At 39.4% G+C, this 14,656-nt stretch carries 13 protein-coding genes, 1 tRNA gene and 3 pseudogenes; 10 read left to right on the top strand and 7 right to left on the bottom strand.

Going from position 1 to position 14,656, the window contains the following annotated elements; genetic code table 11:
- The first annotated feature begins 313 nt into the window (after window positions 1-313).
- The 3 genes from H4J63_RS18015 (at window position 314) to H4J63_RS18005 (ending at window position 3,534) form a co-directional block, all read left to right on the top strand.
- Window positions 314-2,386, top strand: coding sequence for a catalase (locus H4J63_RS18015; protein WP_182197817.1), 2,073 nt, complete (start codon window positions 314-316; stop codon window positions 2,384-2,386).
- A 103-nt stretch (window positions 2,387-2,489) separates the two neighbouring features.
- Window positions 2,490-2,960, top strand: a complete 471-nt coding sequence (locus H4J63_RS18010) for a GFA family protein (protein WP_182197816.1) — start codon at window positions 2,490-2,492, stop codon at window positions 2,958-2,960.
- A gap of 100 nt (window positions 2,961-3,060) precedes the next feature.
- Window positions 3,061-3,534: a VOC family protein gene (locus H4J63_RS18005; protein WP_010553103.1), complete on the top strand. Its 474-nt coding sequence runs from the start codon at window positions 3,061-3,063 to the stop codon at window positions 3,532-3,534.
- Window positions 3,535-3,753: 219 nt separating this feature from the next.
- Here the strand turns inward: H4J63_RS18005 and H4J63_RS18000 are convergent.
- Window positions 3,754-3,838, bottom strand: a tRNA-Leu gene (locus H4J63_RS18000).
- 391 nt (window positions 3,839-4,229) lie between these two features.
- On the opposite strand from H4J63_RS18000, the gene H4J63_RS17995 reads away from it, so the two are divergent.
- The 3 genes and pseudogenes from H4J63_RS17995 (at window position 4,230) to H4J63_RS17985 (ending at window position 6,257) form a co-directional block, all read left to right on the top strand.
- On the top strand, window positions 4,230-5,219 hold the full coding sequence (locus H4J63_RS17995) for a fatty acid desaturase (protein WP_182197814.1): 990 nt from the start codon (window positions 4,230-4,232) through the stop codon (window positions 5,217-5,219).
- A gap of 305 nt (window positions 5,220-5,524) precedes the next feature.
- Window positions 5,525-5,924: pseudogene (locus H4J63_RS17990) on the top strand (GFA family protein).
- A gap of 111 nt (window positions 5,925-6,035) precedes the next feature.
- Window positions 6,036-6,257: a hypothetical protein gene (locus H4J63_RS17985; RefSeq protein ID WP_024605837.1), complete on the top strand. Its 222-nt coding sequence runs from the start codon at window positions 6,036-6,038 to the stop codon at window positions 6,255-6,257.
- On the opposite strand, the gene H4J63_RS17980 is transcribed toward H4J63_RS17985, so the two are convergent.
- On the bottom strand, window positions 6,246-7,442 hold the full coding sequence (locus H4J63_RS17980) for an MFS transporter (protein WP_024605836.1): 1,197 nt from the start codon (window positions 7,440-7,442) through the stop codon (window positions 6,246-6,248). The genes H4J63_RS17985 and H4J63_RS17980 overlap by 12 nt on opposite strands.
- A gap of 106 nt (window positions 7,443-7,548) precedes the next feature.
- On the opposite strand from H4J63_RS17980, the gene H4J63_RS17975 reads away from it, so the two are divergent.
- Window positions 7,549-8,340, top strand: coding sequence for a helix-turn-helix domain-containing protein (locus H4J63_RS17975; protein WP_024605835.1), 792 nt, complete (start codon window positions 7,549-7,551; stop codon window positions 8,338-8,340).
- A 19-nt stretch (window positions 8,341-8,359) separates the two neighbouring features.
- On the opposite strand, the gene H4J63_RS17970 is transcribed toward H4J63_RS17975, so the two are convergent.
- From H4J63_RS17970 to H4J63_RS17960, 3 genes are all read right to left on the bottom strand, one after another.
- Window positions 8,360-10,420, bottom strand: a complete 2,061-nt coding sequence (locus tag H4J63_RS17970; RefSeq protein ID WP_182197812.1) for a TonB-dependent receptor — start codon at window positions 10,418-10,420, stop codon at window positions 8,360-8,362.
- Between the two features lie 74 nt (window positions 10,421-10,494).
- Window positions 10,495-11,151 carry a YoaK family protein gene (locus H4J63_RS17965; RefSeq protein WP_182197811.1) on the bottom strand — a complete coding sequence of 219 codons (657 nt, stop codon included), beginning with the start codon at window positions 11,149-11,151 and terminating at the stop codon, window positions 10,495-10,497.
- A 193-nt stretch (window positions 11,152-11,344) separates the two neighbouring features.
- Window positions 11,345-11,869 (bottom strand): ABC transporter substrate-binding protein, encoded by a 525-nt coding sequence (locus H4J63_RS17960; protein WP_240917455.1) that lies wholly within the window; start codon window positions 11,867-11,869, stop codon window positions 11,345-11,347.
- A 123-nt stretch (window positions 11,870-11,992) separates the two neighbouring features.
- Here H4J63_RS17960 and H4J63_RS17955 point away from each other — a divergent pair, with 123 nt between their 5' ends.
- From H4J63_RS17955 to H4J63_RS17945, 3 genes and pseudogenes are all read left to right on the top strand, one after another.
- Window positions 11,993-12,241 (top strand): TIGR03643 family protein, encoded by a 249-nt coding sequence (locus tag H4J63_RS17955; protein ID WP_024605832.1) that lies wholly within the window; start codon window positions 11,993-11,995, stop codon window positions 12,239-12,241.
- Between the two features lie 76 nt (window positions 12,242-12,317).
- Window positions 12,318-12,681, top strand: a pseudogene (locus H4J63_RS17950) (hypothetical protein).
- Window positions 12,682-12,704: 23 nt separating this feature from the next.
- Complete coding sequence (locus H4J63_RS17945) at window positions 12,705-13,784, top strand: endonuclease/exonuclease/phosphatase family protein (protein WP_182197809.1); 1,080 nt, start codon at window positions 12,705-12,707, stop codon at window positions 13,782-13,784.
- A 204-nt stretch (window positions 13,785-13,988) separates the two neighbouring features.
- On the opposite strand, the gene H4J63_RS17940 is transcribed toward H4J63_RS17945, so the two are convergent.
- Window positions 13,989-14,426 carry a hypothetical protein gene (locus tag H4J63_RS17940; protein WP_182197807.1) on the bottom strand — a complete coding sequence of 146 codons (438 nt, stop codon included), beginning with the start codon at window positions 14,424-14,426 and terminating at the stop codon, window positions 13,989-13,991.
- Between the two features lie 139 nt (window positions 14,427-14,565).
- A pseudogene (locus H4J63_RS17935) lies at window positions 14,566-14,656 on the bottom strand (IS5/IS1182 family transposase); the annotation flags it as partial.

Here is a 14,656-nt window from a genome sequence, read left to right as displayed (position 1 = left end):
TGGCTTGCTCAATCGGCGTTTAGAAAATAAGCCGAAGGGATAGAAGAATACAGGAGCCGTATACGAGGCCCGTACGTACGGTTCTGTGAGAGGGATGAGGCAAAAGCCTCACCCTACTCGATGTGTGAAAAAGTTACATACCTGTGTAACCTTTTCTTTTATAAATCACCTCAAATACTACATTGTTATCTGTACAGCCCTTTTTTACTAGGTTGGATGGCTGGTCTTTATTTTGCATTTGCATAGTCGCTTTTAGCTTTAAAGCTCATAAAAACTATTGACCCATTAAATCAAACTGTATGAAGGACTAAACATGGCTGAATCATTTAAATACTCAGGTAATAAAGGGCATGGCGGTGAATTGCATCAAAAAGCGTCGGATGAACACCCTACTATGACTACCGCGCAGGGCTGCCCTGTAAGTGACGATCAAAACTCATTACGTGCAGGAAAGCGTGGCCCAGGATTATTAGAAGATCACATAATGCGCGAGAAGATCTTTCACTTTGATCATGAACGCATTCCTGAGCGTGTAGTGCACGCTAGAGGCTATGGTGCACACGGATATTTTGAAACTTACGACACGCTTGAAGATTTAACCTGTGCAGATATTTTTCAGCGAAAAGGTGAAAAAACCCCAGTATTTACTCGTTTCTCTACAGTTGCAGGTAATAAAGGGTCTCCAGATTTAGCACGTGATGTACGTGGTTTTGCGGTAAAATTTTATACCCAAGAAGGAAACTGGGATTTAGTGGGTAACAATATACCGGTATTCTTTATTCAAGATGCGATGAAGTTTCCAGACTTAGTTCATTCAGCTAAAGCCGAGCCTGATCGTGGTTTTCCACAAGCGCAAACAGCACATGATAACTTTTGGGATTTTGTGAGCTTATCGCCTGAGTCAATGCACATGGTTATGTGGGCAATGTCTGATAGAGCTATTCCACGCTCTTTACGCTTTATGGAAGGTTTTGGCGTTCATACCTTTAAATTTATTAATGCCAAAGGTGAAGAGAAATTTGTTAAATTTCATTGGAAACCAAAAGGCGGCATGCAATCTGTAGTATGGAACGAAGCACTTAAGCTAAATGGCGCAGACCCTGATTTTCATCGCAGAGATATGTGGGAATCTATTGGTAATGGCGACTTCCCTGAGTGGGAGCTAGGTGTACAGGTGTTTGATCAGCAATTTGCTGATGAATTTGAATTTGATGTTTTTGATGCCACTAAGCTTATACCTGAAGAGCAAGTACCAGTGCAAATTGTTGGTCGTATGGTGCTTGACCGTGTTGTAGACAACTTTTTTGCAGAAACAGAGCAAGTAGCATTTTGTACTCAAAACATTGTACCGGGGCTCGACTTTACACCTGACCCGCTACTGCAAGGTCGTAACTTTTCATACTTAGATACTCAAACCAAGCGTTTAGGTGGTCCTAACTTTACGCATATTCCGGTCAATGCGCCTAAATGCCCAATGCGTCATTTTCAGCAAGATGGCCACATGGCAATGCACAATCCAAAAGGGCGTGTTAATTATGAGCCAAACTCATGGAGCGGCGACGAAAACAACCCGCGCGAATGCCCAGTACATGGCTTTAAAAGCTCAAAGGAACCTGAAGTAAGTGGCGGTGATAAACTGCGTTATCGCTCAGAAACATTCAGCGATCATTACAGTCAAGCTCGTCAATTTTATTTAAGTCAAACAGAGGTAGAGCAGGCGCATATTCAATCTGCGTACGTGTTTGAGCTGTCTAAAGTTGAGCATTTGCCAATACGAGAACGTTTGGTATCGCACTTGGTAAATATTGACGAAACCCTCGCAAATAAAGTTGCCGAAGGTCTTGGCTTGCAAGAAATGCCAGATCCGGCAGAAGCTGCTATGCCAACACGTAAAGACTTACCTGTATCTGATGCGTTAAGTATTTTGAAAAATGCGCCCAACACCTTCAAAGGCCGTAAATTAGGTATTTTAGTAAGTGATGGCTTTAATGCAGACATCTTTGAATCGGTTACCAATGCACTTAAAAGTGAAGGTGCAAACTTTGAAATTATTGCCCCGCAAGTTGGCGGTGCTAAATGCAGTAAAGGTAAGCACTTTAAAGCTGATCAGGTTATTAATGGTGGTCCATCGGTTTTATACGATGCGGTACTTGTACTCACCACCGAAGATGGAGCTGAAAAACTAGCTGCCATAGCAGAAGCTAAAGACTTTGTAAGTGATGCGTATGCACATATGAAATTTATAGGCTTTACAAATGAGGCTAAGCCTTTATTTAAAGCGGCAGGCCTTGATGGAAAAGTAGATGATGGTTGGATAGATTTAGAGGCACATTCAGCCGATAAATTTATAAATACATTGCGTAATTTAAGATATTGGGAGCGTTAGTAAGCTCAATAATTAAAAAACCACAGCATGTAATTGTTGTGGTTTTTTTTAGCTCACCTAGTTAAGGTATTAGTTCAAGCCAACAATAAATATTGGATATATTATGAAGCTTAATGGCGCTTGTCACTGTGGCAAAGTGGTATTTACGGTCAACTCAAAACACCCTTATCCTTACAATTTATGTTACTGCTCTATATGCCGTAAAACCGCAGGGAGCGGCGGGTTTGTTATTAATTTAAACGCGCAATACAGCACGCTTGAGGTTACAGGGCGTGAACACATAACTATTTATCATGCAAAAATAGGCGATAAAATCAGCCCTGCAGAGCGTCATTTTTGTAAGCATTGTAGTGCTAGCTTGTGGTTATACGATGCACGTTGGCCTGAGCAAGTTCACCCCTTTGCTGGTGCAATAGATAGTGAGTTACCCATACCGCCAGAGCGCACTCATTTAATGCTTGGTAGTAAAGCAAATTGGGTAAATGCGCCGATTAATGAAGGTGACAAGCAATTTGAAGAATACCCTGATGAAAGTATTGCTGCTTGGCATAAGCGTTTAAACCTCGAAAAGTAACGCAATTTTTTGTATGAGCTAAGCTTAAATTTAGGGGCAATTAAACGCATATTTAGTTTATTAAATATTAAAAATCACCGCGTAAGTAAAGGAGAATATTATGGCAGTCTCAGCAATACCAAAAGGGTTTCATTCAGTTACACCTTATTTAATTATGAATGACGCACAAAAAGCGATAGATTTTTATTGTGATGCATTTAGTGCTGAACACGTAATGCAAATGCCTTTACCTGATGGTGGAATAGCCCATGCAGAAATAATAATTGGTGATTCGCATATTATGCTTTCAGATAATGGTTCTGAAGAGCATTTAAAAAGCCCAAAAGAGCTCGGTGGTACAGCGCTAAGCCTTATGCTTTATGTTGAAGATGTTGATACCGTATTTAAAAAAGCAATTGAGCTTGGTGCAACAGAAATAAGACCCGTACATGACCAGTTTTATGGTGATAGGACCGGCACGCTACAAGACCCATTTGGTCATATATGGATCATTGGTACACACAAAGAAGATGTTAGTGACGAAGAGTTAAATAATCGTATTGGGAATATAACAAATCAAGAGCAAGACGCATAACTAGCATGCTAATTAGATTTATGTACCTTCCTAATCACGTTGACGGCTTTAATGAAAGGCTTGTAGCTTTTGCTTCAGCTTAACTAGGTTTTACCTTGTTATCGAAACCGTTTTTTTACCTAAATGTGGTTCACTTAGCAAAGCGAATTAGTATTAAATTATTAGTTAAATTTTAGATATAAAAAAACCTCAGCCAATAATTAGCTGAGGTTCAAAAAGTGGTACCAGCGGCCGGACTCGAACCGGCACTCCTTTCGGAAGGGGATTTTGAATCCCCCATGTCTACCAATTTCATCACGCTGGCATAATTTTTCTTTAATCTTTTAAGCATAAAAAGATAAAGAAAAACCACTTAAAATAAAAAGGATACTTATATACCTCTTATTCTGTATCCGCATTATACAAACAAAAGAGGGGGCGGCAAGCCTTTTCTTTTATTTGCATAAACAACTGGTTGATAATTAATCGTTTATAGCAAGGAGACTCCATCGGTAAATTTTTTAAGTCTTTTTGGGCTGATATATAAAGCGAATATTTTGGGTTATGAGTGCTATTAAATTGTTATGCGATTGAATAAATAAGCAATTGAACTATTGGTAATAGTTAATCGTATTACAATAATTATTCCTGCTTTATTCCGATGTTGCGCTTAATTCAGGTATTATTTGTACAACAAGGTTTTTAAGACATTATATATGACTCAATTAAGTGCCAAACAGAACATTCAATCGATTGTTAAAGCAATTAAGGCAGAGGAAGCATCACTTCGTCAAAAGCACCCATTACTTGCACATCAAAATACCTTAGGGTTAATTATTTTATTGCTATCGCTTAGCGCACTAATTGGTGTTGGTGTTTTATATTATTTAGCCATCATACCTGCTTGGGTATGCATAGTACTAGCGGCTATTGCTGCATCTATTTCCCATGAGTTAGAGCACGACCTTATACATAAACAATACTTTAGTAATCAGCCTTTCATGCATAACTTTATGATGCTAACAGTATGGTTAATGCGGCCAAATACTATTAGCCCATGGTACCGACGTAAAATGCATTTACACCATCACAAAACCTCAGGCACACAACAAGACCTAGAAGAACGCTTGGTGGGAAACGGTATTAAAAATCCATTTTTACGTGCGCTAGTTATTGTAGATGGGTTATTAGGGTTAGTTATTTCTACTAAACGTTTTAGAAAAGAAATTAATGGCTTTAGTTTTTCGAGTGTTTTTAATGCGGGGTTTCCGATAGCGACTGCGTATTTCGCTATTTTATATAGCGTTATTTTATTTCATATTGTTAATTTATTTATACCACTTTCGCTAAATTCGCCTAGCTGGGTACTAAGTATAATGAACGTGTTTGAATTTTTAATGGTTGTGCTCATTGTGCCTAATATTATTCGCTCAAGCTCGCTTAATTTTGTTACCTCAAGCATGCATTACTATGGCGGCGTTAATAATATGCTTGAACAAACACACGTACTAACGAGTCGTTTATTTATGCCGTTTCACTTGTTTTGTTTTAAATTTGGTAAAACGCATACCATTCATCATTTTGTGCCAAATCAGCCGTTTTATTTGCGCCAAATGCTAAGTGAAAAAATACTTAAAGTAATGGCGCAACACAACGTGCGCTTTAACGATTTTGAGAGCATTAAAAATGCGAATGCATTTAAATAATTACTCCCAACATAAGGGGAGGTTCTACATTGCTATTCTTATTTTATTATCTAAACACATATAAAAAATAATTTAGACGCACCACGTTACGCTATTAGCTTAACGTGGTATTGCTGTTTTATTTAAAACATCGCATCATGTTTGTAGCACTTGCTCAACTTTGAAAAAATCACTCTAAAGAATTAAACATCTAGCCGAGCATACAAATGAACCGGTGAGCAATTTTTTATATTTTAAAAATAATGAATCGATACTGCCGGTCTTATATCTCGATTCAATCTTCATAAGCATTAAGGATTTAAATAATGGAAATTACTGGAAGCTGTTACTGTGGTGAAATTAAATACCAAGCAAAGTCTCAAAATAACAATGCACTTGTTTGCCATTGTAGCGATTGCCAACGTATGTCGAGCGGCCCATTTAGAGCCGTTAAATTGCAGAGCCAAATTCGGTCGTGTTTACCCAAGGTGAGGCAAAAGAGTTTGTTAAGACAGCGCAAAGCGGTAACAAGCGTGCGCAAGGTTTTTGTGGTACATGTGGTACAACACTTTATGCAACTAACGAAGCTAAAACTGACCGTGTATATGGCTTGCGTATTGGTGCGGTTGATCAGCGTGAACAGTTTACGCCAAGGCTAAATCAACATTGAGCTGGTTGAGCGGCTTACACGAAGTACCTGCGTTTGATACAACCCCACAAAACTAGTTAGTTGGGGCTATTAGTAATACTGATAAAAAATCACTTTTTTAGTAAGCGGTTTGAAATTTATTTTACCAAATGACTGTCTACTTATAAGTCAGTCATTTGGAGAATATTATGTGTAGTTCACCTAAAAGCAGCCGAGCAGTTAAAAAAACAGCCATTAGTTTTAATGATGAGCTTACTCAAGAGCAGCGCTTGCGTTTTGCTGCAAAAGCTAATTTAGCACAAGAGCGCCGTGAACAGCGCGAAGCAACGAATAAACGCTATGAGCAAAAGCACGCGAGTAGTAAACCTTCGTCTGGTTTATTTTCGTGGTTACAGCAGCTAGTTAGCTGATTTAGCTAAAGTGGTGTTTTTACCACTGCCCAAACCACATAATGCACACAGTACTCCGGCAATAGCGCACAACCACAATGGCGCACTCCAACTGCCTGTTGTAGTGTGTAATGCACCAGCTAGCATAGGACCAATAGCCGCGAGCAAATAACCTACGCTTTGCGACATTCCTGAAAGCGACGCTGCTTGTTGCGAATCGTCAGTTCGTAAACTAATAAACGACAGCCCCAATATAAAACATGCCCCAGAGCAAAAGCCCAGCATTAGGGTCCAAACAAAAGCAAAGCTAGGCATATAAAGTAGCCCCAATGCACTGAGTGCACTCAACATGGCTAAAATAAAGCTAAGCGCGCTTTGATCTTTTAATTTTGCCAATAGGGGGATTAATATTAAACCCGGTAATGCAGTCGCTATTTGAAAAGCACCATGATAAGCACCTGCTTGGGTAGCTGAGTGACCAGTTTCGGTTAATATGCTTGGTAACCACGTAATAATTATATAATTTAAAAACGAGTTTAAGCCCAGCAGTAGGGTAATTTGCCATGCTAGTAAATAACGCCATACACTTTTTGACGTGTCGGTGTGTTGATCAATACTCGCGGGTTTTGTGTGCTTACTTAATTGTGACATCCATACAATAATACTCGCCAAAGTAATAAGAGCTGATGAGCCCAGCGCAAGTTGCCATCCTAATCCGTTTAACTGACTAAGCGGAAATACTAAAGTAGAAAACCCACCCGATACCACGCCCATAGTAAGCACGTAGGCTGAGGTCATTAACGCAACCTTTGCAGGGAAGTCGCGCTTAATTAAACTTGGTAATAATACGTTTGCGATGGCAATGCCCACACCAATAATAGCGGTGCCTACAAAAAGCATAGCTGAGGTATTTATTACCCGCGCTGCAACCCCTGCAAGTATAAATAACAAAGCCACAAACAAGGTGCGCTCTAACCCTTGCTTTTTAGCAAGAGTTGCGGCCATTGGCGATACAACCGCAAAGGCAATGAGTGGCAATGTTGTTAAAAAACCAGCTTGCGATGCGCTAAGCCCAAAGTGATTAATAATTTGTTCAAGCACAGGTGCAATACCTGTAAATGTGGCGCGTAAATTTGCGGCAATAAGTAATATGCCAAGCACAAGTAATATGCCAGCAAAGCGTGATTTAGGTGTGTTATTTAACAAAAGGGAAGACCATTAAAGCTAATACTTAATGGGCGCTAGTATAAAGGCTTAGCAAAAACTATAATTTAGAGATAATGACATTAAATAACTAAAAACAGACAAAACTATGTTTGATGCAATTGGCTGGGACGACATTAAAAATTTTGAAACTATGGCGCAGCCTATAATAGCGAAAATAGAGCACGCGCATGCAAGTCACGAAATACCACTACATACCCATCCAAAAGGGCAATTAATTTTAGCGCTACATGGTTATGTAACGTGTGAAGTGTCAGCAAAAATGTGGATGGTGCCTACGCATAGTGCAATTTGGATCCCAGCACAAAAGGTGCATAGTAATAGGGCGTCTGATAACGCGCAGCTTTGTCATTTATTTATTGATAGTAGTAAAAACGGTATGCCGCTAAATACTTGTACTTTAGCCATTACGCCGCTGGTTAAAGAGCTAATGTGCGAGTTGGCTGCGCATAATCAGCACTATACTTTAAATAGTAAAACAGCACGTTTAGCGCAGGTGTTATTTGATCAACTTATTGAAATGCCAGTACAACCACTCGATTTTGTATTATCTAAAAATGAGGTAATTCAAACTATGAGCGATCAGCTCATAAACAAGCCAAACAATCGAAAAACACTACCACAATGGGCTAAGCAGTTTGCATTAACTGAGCGCACATTAGCGCGGTTAATTAAAAAAGAAACAGGTATGACATTTGGAAAGTGGCGTACGCAATTGCATATAATTACAGCCTTAAAAGCGCTTTCTGATAAACAAAGTGTGCAGCAGGTGTCGGAGTTATTAGGATATGAGTCGGTGAGTGCATTTATTACTATGTTTAAAAAGGTAATGAAAAAGTCGCCCATGAAATACATGAGCGACTTAAATCAGTTAAATTAGCTTAGCCCTTAAATAAGCATTACCACGTGTAAGTTGCCGAAAGCATCGCGTTACGAGGTTTGCCAGGGAAGTATCTGTCGCCGGTAAAACTGGTGTAGTCGGCGCGCTCTGCATAAGCTTCATTGGTTAAATTAATAATGCGAGCAAGTACTTCAAGATTACTAGTAACTTGCCACTGCGCACGCAGGCTTAAAATATCATGCCCTTGGTATTTATTTAAGTTTTCTGGGTCGGTGTAGTAGTTACCAACGCGTTGCCACTGCAAAGCAAACTGTGCATTGTTTAGTGCCTGCCATGTTAAATCGAAATTAGCAATATTACGCGGCGCGGTATCTATGTCGTTGCCGTTTATATTTAGACCGTTTAGCACTTGGTTGTCAGTGTAAGTATGCTTTGCGTGCGTGCCTGCAAAGTTGAGTGAGAGTGTATTTGTAAGCTGGTAATCAAGTTCAAGCTCAATACCGCGATGGCGAGAGCTGCCATTATTTACCGTAAAAAAGTCACTATCACGGTAAATCGTATTGTGTTTACTCATAGCGTAAACCGACACACCATAACGTAGTTTTTCGTAAATTCCTTTAATACCCAGCTCTGCATTATTAGCTATTTCGGCGCTTAAATTTGCAGTAGTTTGCTCGCGTTGTAATTGGTATAACTCAGCGGCTTGTGGCGCTCTGTAACCACGAGAAAAGTTCGCATAAAGCGTGTTATTTGTATTGTACTGATAACTCAACCCAAGCTTTGGCGATAAATTACTAAAACTATTTTTCCCACTTTCAGGGCGACTGTATCGGCAACCACCAAAGCCGCATTCTGTGCCATCGTCTTTTGTTCTACCAGCTAGCATATTATTGGTGTAGTCGTACTGCATATGCTCGTAGCGTACACCTGCAGTAAGTAACCATTTATTTAATTGCCAATCAATAGATGCAAAAGGCGCATAAAGCGTCGCGTTTACATCGTAATCGTAATGCTTACCTTGTGGCACTGTAGCAACTAAAAATGCAGAACCTTGAGTGGGCTCATTTTGGCTTTGAGTAAAGTCGGCTTGCGTGTATTCGCCATCAAGACCTAGGTTTACTTTTACATTACTTTGTAAATTATGTTGATAAAGCGATTGCACACCAAAGCCGGTTTGGCTGTTTTTTTCAAGCGGTGTGCCGGGTAAAAAATGCTTAAAAAAGTCCATGCTTTGGTCACGAAAATATAACGTAGTAGAGAGCACATCATCGTTATTTAATTGCCATGTTGCATTGCTCCATGCTCTAAATGCGCGTGCTTTTCTAAATGCGTCTGGGTCAAAGTTTTTTTGCGCGAGGTCTTCGTTTTTATAGCTTTCAAAGCCTGTAATAAATCCAGCCGTTTGCTGATCAAGATTTGTATAAGTAAGGCCTGAGGAAAGTAATAAATTATTATTTGAATAGCGATGGCGAATATTTACTTTTTGTTGCTCTACGCTTTCGTCGTCGCGGTAACCGCTATCGTCGGTAACACTTGCGTTAATGCCTATACCGCTGTTGCCGTAATCTTGTCCTGCGCGTAATTTGTAGCGAGTATAACCGTACGAGCCATAATCTAAGCCAACTAAGCCACCGCCTTGCGTGGTATCGGGCGTTATTACATTAATAACACCATGCACAGCGTTTGAGCCATAAAGTGCAGAGCCAGGGCCTTTTAGCACTTCAATACGCTGCGCCATTTCGCTGTGCGCTTCAAATAACTCGTTTATGTTACAAAACCCAGCGGCTCTCAGTGGTATACCATCTTCTAAGGTTAATATGCCACCACAAGCGCCAGCGCCCGAAAGTACGGGGGAGCGAAGTGCGGGTAAATACTCTTGGCCATTTCCGCGTTGAATATTAGCACCCGCTACACGTTGCAGGGCTTCTTCAATATGCGTAGGCGCTATGCTATTTAGCTGCGCTTCACTAAGTGTACTTATTGATAAAGGCAGTGGGGTAGATAGCGCTTCAATACGTGATGCCGTCGTTGTTATGGTTTCTATTGCATCGTTATTTTGATTGTTGGCAAACGCAGTGTGGCTAAAGGGTAATATCAGCGGCAAAAAATAAGGTTTCATACATTCCTTGAAAGTAATCTATATTGCATTGCCTCTATAATATGCGGTTTTAATGTGCTTTTAAACTCGTTGCGTTAAAGCGTACGTAACCTATAAACCCGATACGTAATTGATAAAACAAAACAAGCCGCAGCAGGAAACACCAAAGCCAGCACTAAGTAATGCTCAAATAAAACAAAACCGGCTACACCGCCTAATAAAAAGCCTGCAATAATAAGTAAAAACATAACGCCTTTACGCATATCAAATTGCTCACCTTTAAGTGCTTTACCTATCATTAAACCAAGGTCAGTAAAAATACCCGTTAAATGTGTGGTACGAACGACCGCACCACTGTAATTAGTGACTAACGCATTTTGTAACCCACAAGCAGCAGAGGCAAGCGTAATTGCATAAACATAAGATTGATTAAGTAGGTAGGCACTTGCTAACAGTAAAGCGCCTTCAATAAATAAGAGCGTATCGTAATGGCGGCCAAGTTTTAATGAACGCCCTGCAAGTAAAAAACCAGAAAGCGCCGAGCCCAACATAAAGCTAATGAGTATGCTAAATAACAGCAAAGCGGCTGAGGTATTGCTCATTAGCTTAATACCCAACAAAGTAACAGAGCCTGATAAGTGCGAAATGGCTTGATGCTCAAAACCTAATAAGCCTACAGCGTTAACGATGCCTGCTATAAATGCCAGTGTAAACGCGCCATATTCAACCCACTTTGGTAGTTTTGTAAACATTGGTTATCTCTTAATGTGTGCAGAGTTAATTATTGAGCTTGTGCTTTAAAACGCTTTATTTGTTCATCAACTAATTTTGTATCAATTACGCCACGCTTAAAAGCAATGTAAGTAGGAAATGTAAACTCATTTAATTGCCGAGCATAAATGTTTTTATATTCCTTTGAGTACCACAAACCCGCTTGATAGTTAGTTATTGCGTATTCAACGCGTTTTTTTCAAGTAGCTCAAAAGTGTCTTTAGTTGAAAGTGAACGAAGCAGATTATTCTCATCAAGGCTGTACTTTTTAGCGATAATTTTGGGAAGAATAACACCGGGTAACATAGCTATAGCGGCTTTTGATAAATCATCAATAAGCAGATTATCTTCATTTAACGTGAATAAACCAAACTTAGTGGTATGCAAAGGCTCGCTAGTAAAGTCTAAATATTCTGTACGCTCTTTATAGTTGGCCAATGAAAAATAGCAGTCGTAATAGCCCAGCTCCATCTCTTTTTTAACACGCGCCCAAGGTAAATGAATAACGTCAATTTTGAGGTTTAAGTTTTTTTCAATAAACTTAATGTAATCAATATCTAAACCTGTAAATGTATCGGCTTTTTCATCGTAAATAGTAAAAGGAGGGTAGTGCGTTGTAACGCAGCGCAGAGTTTTACTTGGCGCTGCAAGTAATAACGAGGGAAAAGTTAAGGCTAAAAACAGAAATATTGCGCGCATAAATATAAATTCGATATCTTTTAAAGTACATAACTTGAACGCCAATTATACAGTTACTGAGCTTAATTGCATTGATCTAAGTATTTTTACCTAGCGTATAAGTTAAAATTTGTGAGATATACCATGTTTAACGCAGAGCAGCAGTCACGCATTATCGAAATGGCGTGGGAAGATAGAACCCCCTACGAGGCTATAGAGAAGCTATACGGATTAAAGTATCCGCAGCTGGTGGTTTTTATGCGAGACAATGTTTCAAAAGGCAGTTTTAAAGTGTGGCGTAAGCGCCATGCAGGTCGTAAAACAAAACATTTAAAATTACGCGATCCCGCCATTATGCGAAGCCACTGTAAAACACAATATAAACAACGTTAAATAAGTGTTAGTTGTTTCATATGATGTTCATCCGTGTTTGTTAATCTTTAGCTATTAATTATGCTAGAGATTATTTATGAGAGCACCTATACACACAGTACTAATAGCATTGGCTTTATTTTCAATAAGCGCAGATGCAAAACCGCATAAAGATAAGCATGGTCATAAACACGGCCACAAAAAAGCATCATTCACATAAGCATAACGACAATGTCTACCTTTCTAAAAAAGAGGCTAAGCAGCTAATTCGTGCAGGTTGGACGCCACCAGTGCTAAGTAAAAGCTACCACCGAGGCGACTATTTAGATCGTGATTTATACAAACGAGGTAGAGTGATTGAACGCTCTAGAGATAATGGTACAGTGAGTATTGAAATAGACCGTACAGTTATCCATATGGTGCACGATACTCGAGAAATACTTTCAATTTTAAGTCGCTAAATTAACTTTATAAGGATATTAAAATGCTCATTGCGCTGGCTATAATTATTGGCTTTTTTTTACTGGTTACCTTACTACCTATGTCGTACAGCCAGCATTACTTAGTGCGTAGCTGCGACTTTGTTCGTTTACAGGTTTTTTATATTGCCAGTTTTGTCGCCGTTACTTCGTTGTTTTTATTATGGCAAAGTAGCGAAATAGGTTACGTGTTTATAGCCTTAACCTCATTACTTATAATGATTTTACAAGGTAAATGGATTTACCCGTATACGTGGCTTGCTAAAAAAGAAGTGCAAAGCGCACCTAAGCATATAGATCATAGTATAAGGATTATGTCGGCAAATGTACTTATGTCGAACCATAAAAGTGAGCAGTTAATTAGCCTTGTTGATGAGCATCAACCCGACCTACTTATTACGCTTGAGAGCGATAGCTGGTGGGAAAATAAATTATCAGTCATCAAAAAAAATTACCCGTATTACATAGAATGCCCTAAAGACAATCGTTACGGCATGCACTTATACAGCAAGTTTAAAATACTCGATGCACAAATATGTGAGCTCATAGAAGAAGATATTCCCTCAATTCATATTCTGTTTGAAAACGATGAAGGCCTGCAAATGCAAGGGCACTTTATTCACCCAGCACCGCCAAGCCCGACCGAAGAAGACTCATCGCGTCCGCGCGACTCAGAGCTAATAATGGTGGCTAAAGCACTTAAAAACCCAACACGACCTACCATAGTTGCCGGTGATTTAAACGACGTAGCATGGTCGCGTAGCACCCGTTTGTTTATGCAGATAAGTGGCTTTTTAGACCCTCGAAAAGGCCGTGGTTTTTATAACACCTTTCATGCAAGTTACTTTTTTATGCGCTGGCCGCTCGATCACTTATTTCACAGCCAAGGCTTTAAAGTAAAGCGTATTAAGCGCTTAGCTAAATACGGTTCTGATCACTTTGCACTGCTCACTGAGCTTTCTTTTGAGAATGCTAATCAGGAGTCGCTAGAAGATAAACCCGATGAACTTAAGCAAGAAGAAATCCAAGAGCTCGCAATGAGTAAGGCTGATAAGCGAAAGGTGCCGAGGTTTGAGAATAAGTGATAGCTGCTAATTCTAGCTATTCGTCAATAAGTCTTAACTTGCACTAGCTCAGATCTTAACTGTCAGGTGTTTGACTAATAATATTTAATCAAACCTGATGACAGTCTCATAAGTAAAGCGGACGTTAGTCATCTTGCATTGTGCGCAGTGCAAGGTGCGAATCCAAATAACTCCGCGACCACAAATACCCTGATAGTAGCTTTGTTACGTTTCGCCTAGATTGAAGCCTTGTTTATCTAACCACTTTTCATAGATTTCATAGTGATAACGCCCAGCATCTTCGAAGCGTAGTTTGGAATCCAAATCATTTTCTTTTTGAGCGCAGAAGCGTAATTTATCGAAGATTTTACAGGTGAATAAATTAATAAACGCTATGATTGTTTCTTCAGGTTGATGCCCTAAAACGTTTCTGCAATCCGTAACAACTGCTTCGAACAAGTCGCTTTTACAATATTCTTCTACTTCTAAGTACCTGCCTGCTTTTTGAAAGTATGGGATTATTTTTGTATAACTTGAGTGACTATAACCACCAGTTTTCCCCATTTTAGGAATAATGGCTTGTAATACTTCAATCGCTTCATCAAATCGTTTTCCTTTAGCTAGAGAAGTGGCTATTTTTAACTGAACATTAATTTCACTCATGACTTCCTCAAATACATAACAGTTTAATCATAGGAAAGTTCTCTCTTTTTCGGCCGTAACTTCGCCTGTCTATATTCAAAAGCAATATATCAATATTAATTAGATTTACTAGGGGCTGTTGATCTTTGTAGTACATATATCAATCAGCCCACATTGGTAGCCACATCATAGTAAATGCTAAAGCGAGCATTGAATGATAATTTCGTTCAAGCTTTTCATACCGCGTGGCT

It is taken from the genome of Pseudoalteromonas sp. 5Ae-yellow (genome assembly GCF_014077565.1).
Classification (GTDB): Bacteria; Pseudomonadota; Gammaproteobacteria; order Enterobacterales; family Alteromonadaceae; genus Pseudoalteromonas.
The sequence above is the reverse complement of the archived record's forward strand: the minus strand, read 5'-3'. Positions and strand labels throughout refer to the sequence as shown.

Bases quoted from the DNA above. Each gene is read 5' to 3' on its own strand.
- H4J63_RS17975 (WP_024605835.1), top strand. From the start codon at position 7,549: ATGTTTGATGCAATTGGCTGGGACGACATTAAAAATTTTGAAACTATG.
- H4J63_RS18010 (WP_182197816.1), top strand. From the start codon at position 2,490: ATGAAGCTTAATGGCGCTTGTCACTGTGGCAAAGTGGTATTTACGGTC.
- H4J63_RS17945 (WP_182197809.1), top strand. From the start codon at position 12,705: ATGCTCATTGCGCTGGCTATAATTATTGGCTTTTTTTTACTGGTTACC.
- H4J63_RS18005 (WP_010553103.1), top strand. From the start codon at position 3,061: ATGGCAGTCTCAGCAATACCAAAAGGGTTTCATTCAGTTACACCTTAT.
- H4J63_RS18015 (WP_182197817.1), top strand. From the start codon at position 314: ATGGCTGAATCATTTAAATACTCAGGTAATAAAGGGCATGGCGGTGAA.
- H4J63_RS17985 (WP_024605837.1), top strand. From the start codon at position 6,036: ATGTGTAGTTCACCTAAAAGCAGCCGAGCAGTTAAAAAAACAGCCATT.
- H4J63_RS17965 (WP_182197811.1), bottom strand. From the start codon at position 11,151: ATGTTTACAAAACTACCAAAGTGGGTTGAATATGGCGCGTTTACACTG.
- H4J63_RS17955 (WP_024605832.1), top strand. From the start codon at position 11,993: ATGTTTAACGCAGAGCAGCAGTCACGCATTATCGAAATGGCGTGGGAA.
- H4J63_RS17995 (WP_182197814.1), top strand. From the start codon at position 4,230: ATGACTCAATTAAGTGCCAAACAGAACATTCAATCGATTGTTAAAGCA.
- H4J63_RS17960 (WP_240917455.1), bottom strand. From the start codon at position 11,869: ATGCGCGCAATATTTCTGTTTTTAGCCTTAACTTTTCCCTCGTTATTA.
- H4J63_RS17970 (WP_182197812.1), bottom strand. From the start codon at position 10,420: ATGAAACCTTATTTTTTGCCGCTGATATTACCCTTTAGCCACACTGCG.
- H4J63_RS17940 (WP_182197807.1), bottom strand. From the start codon at position 14,426: ATGAGTGAAATTAATGTTCAGTTAAAAATAGCCACTTCTCTAGCTAAA.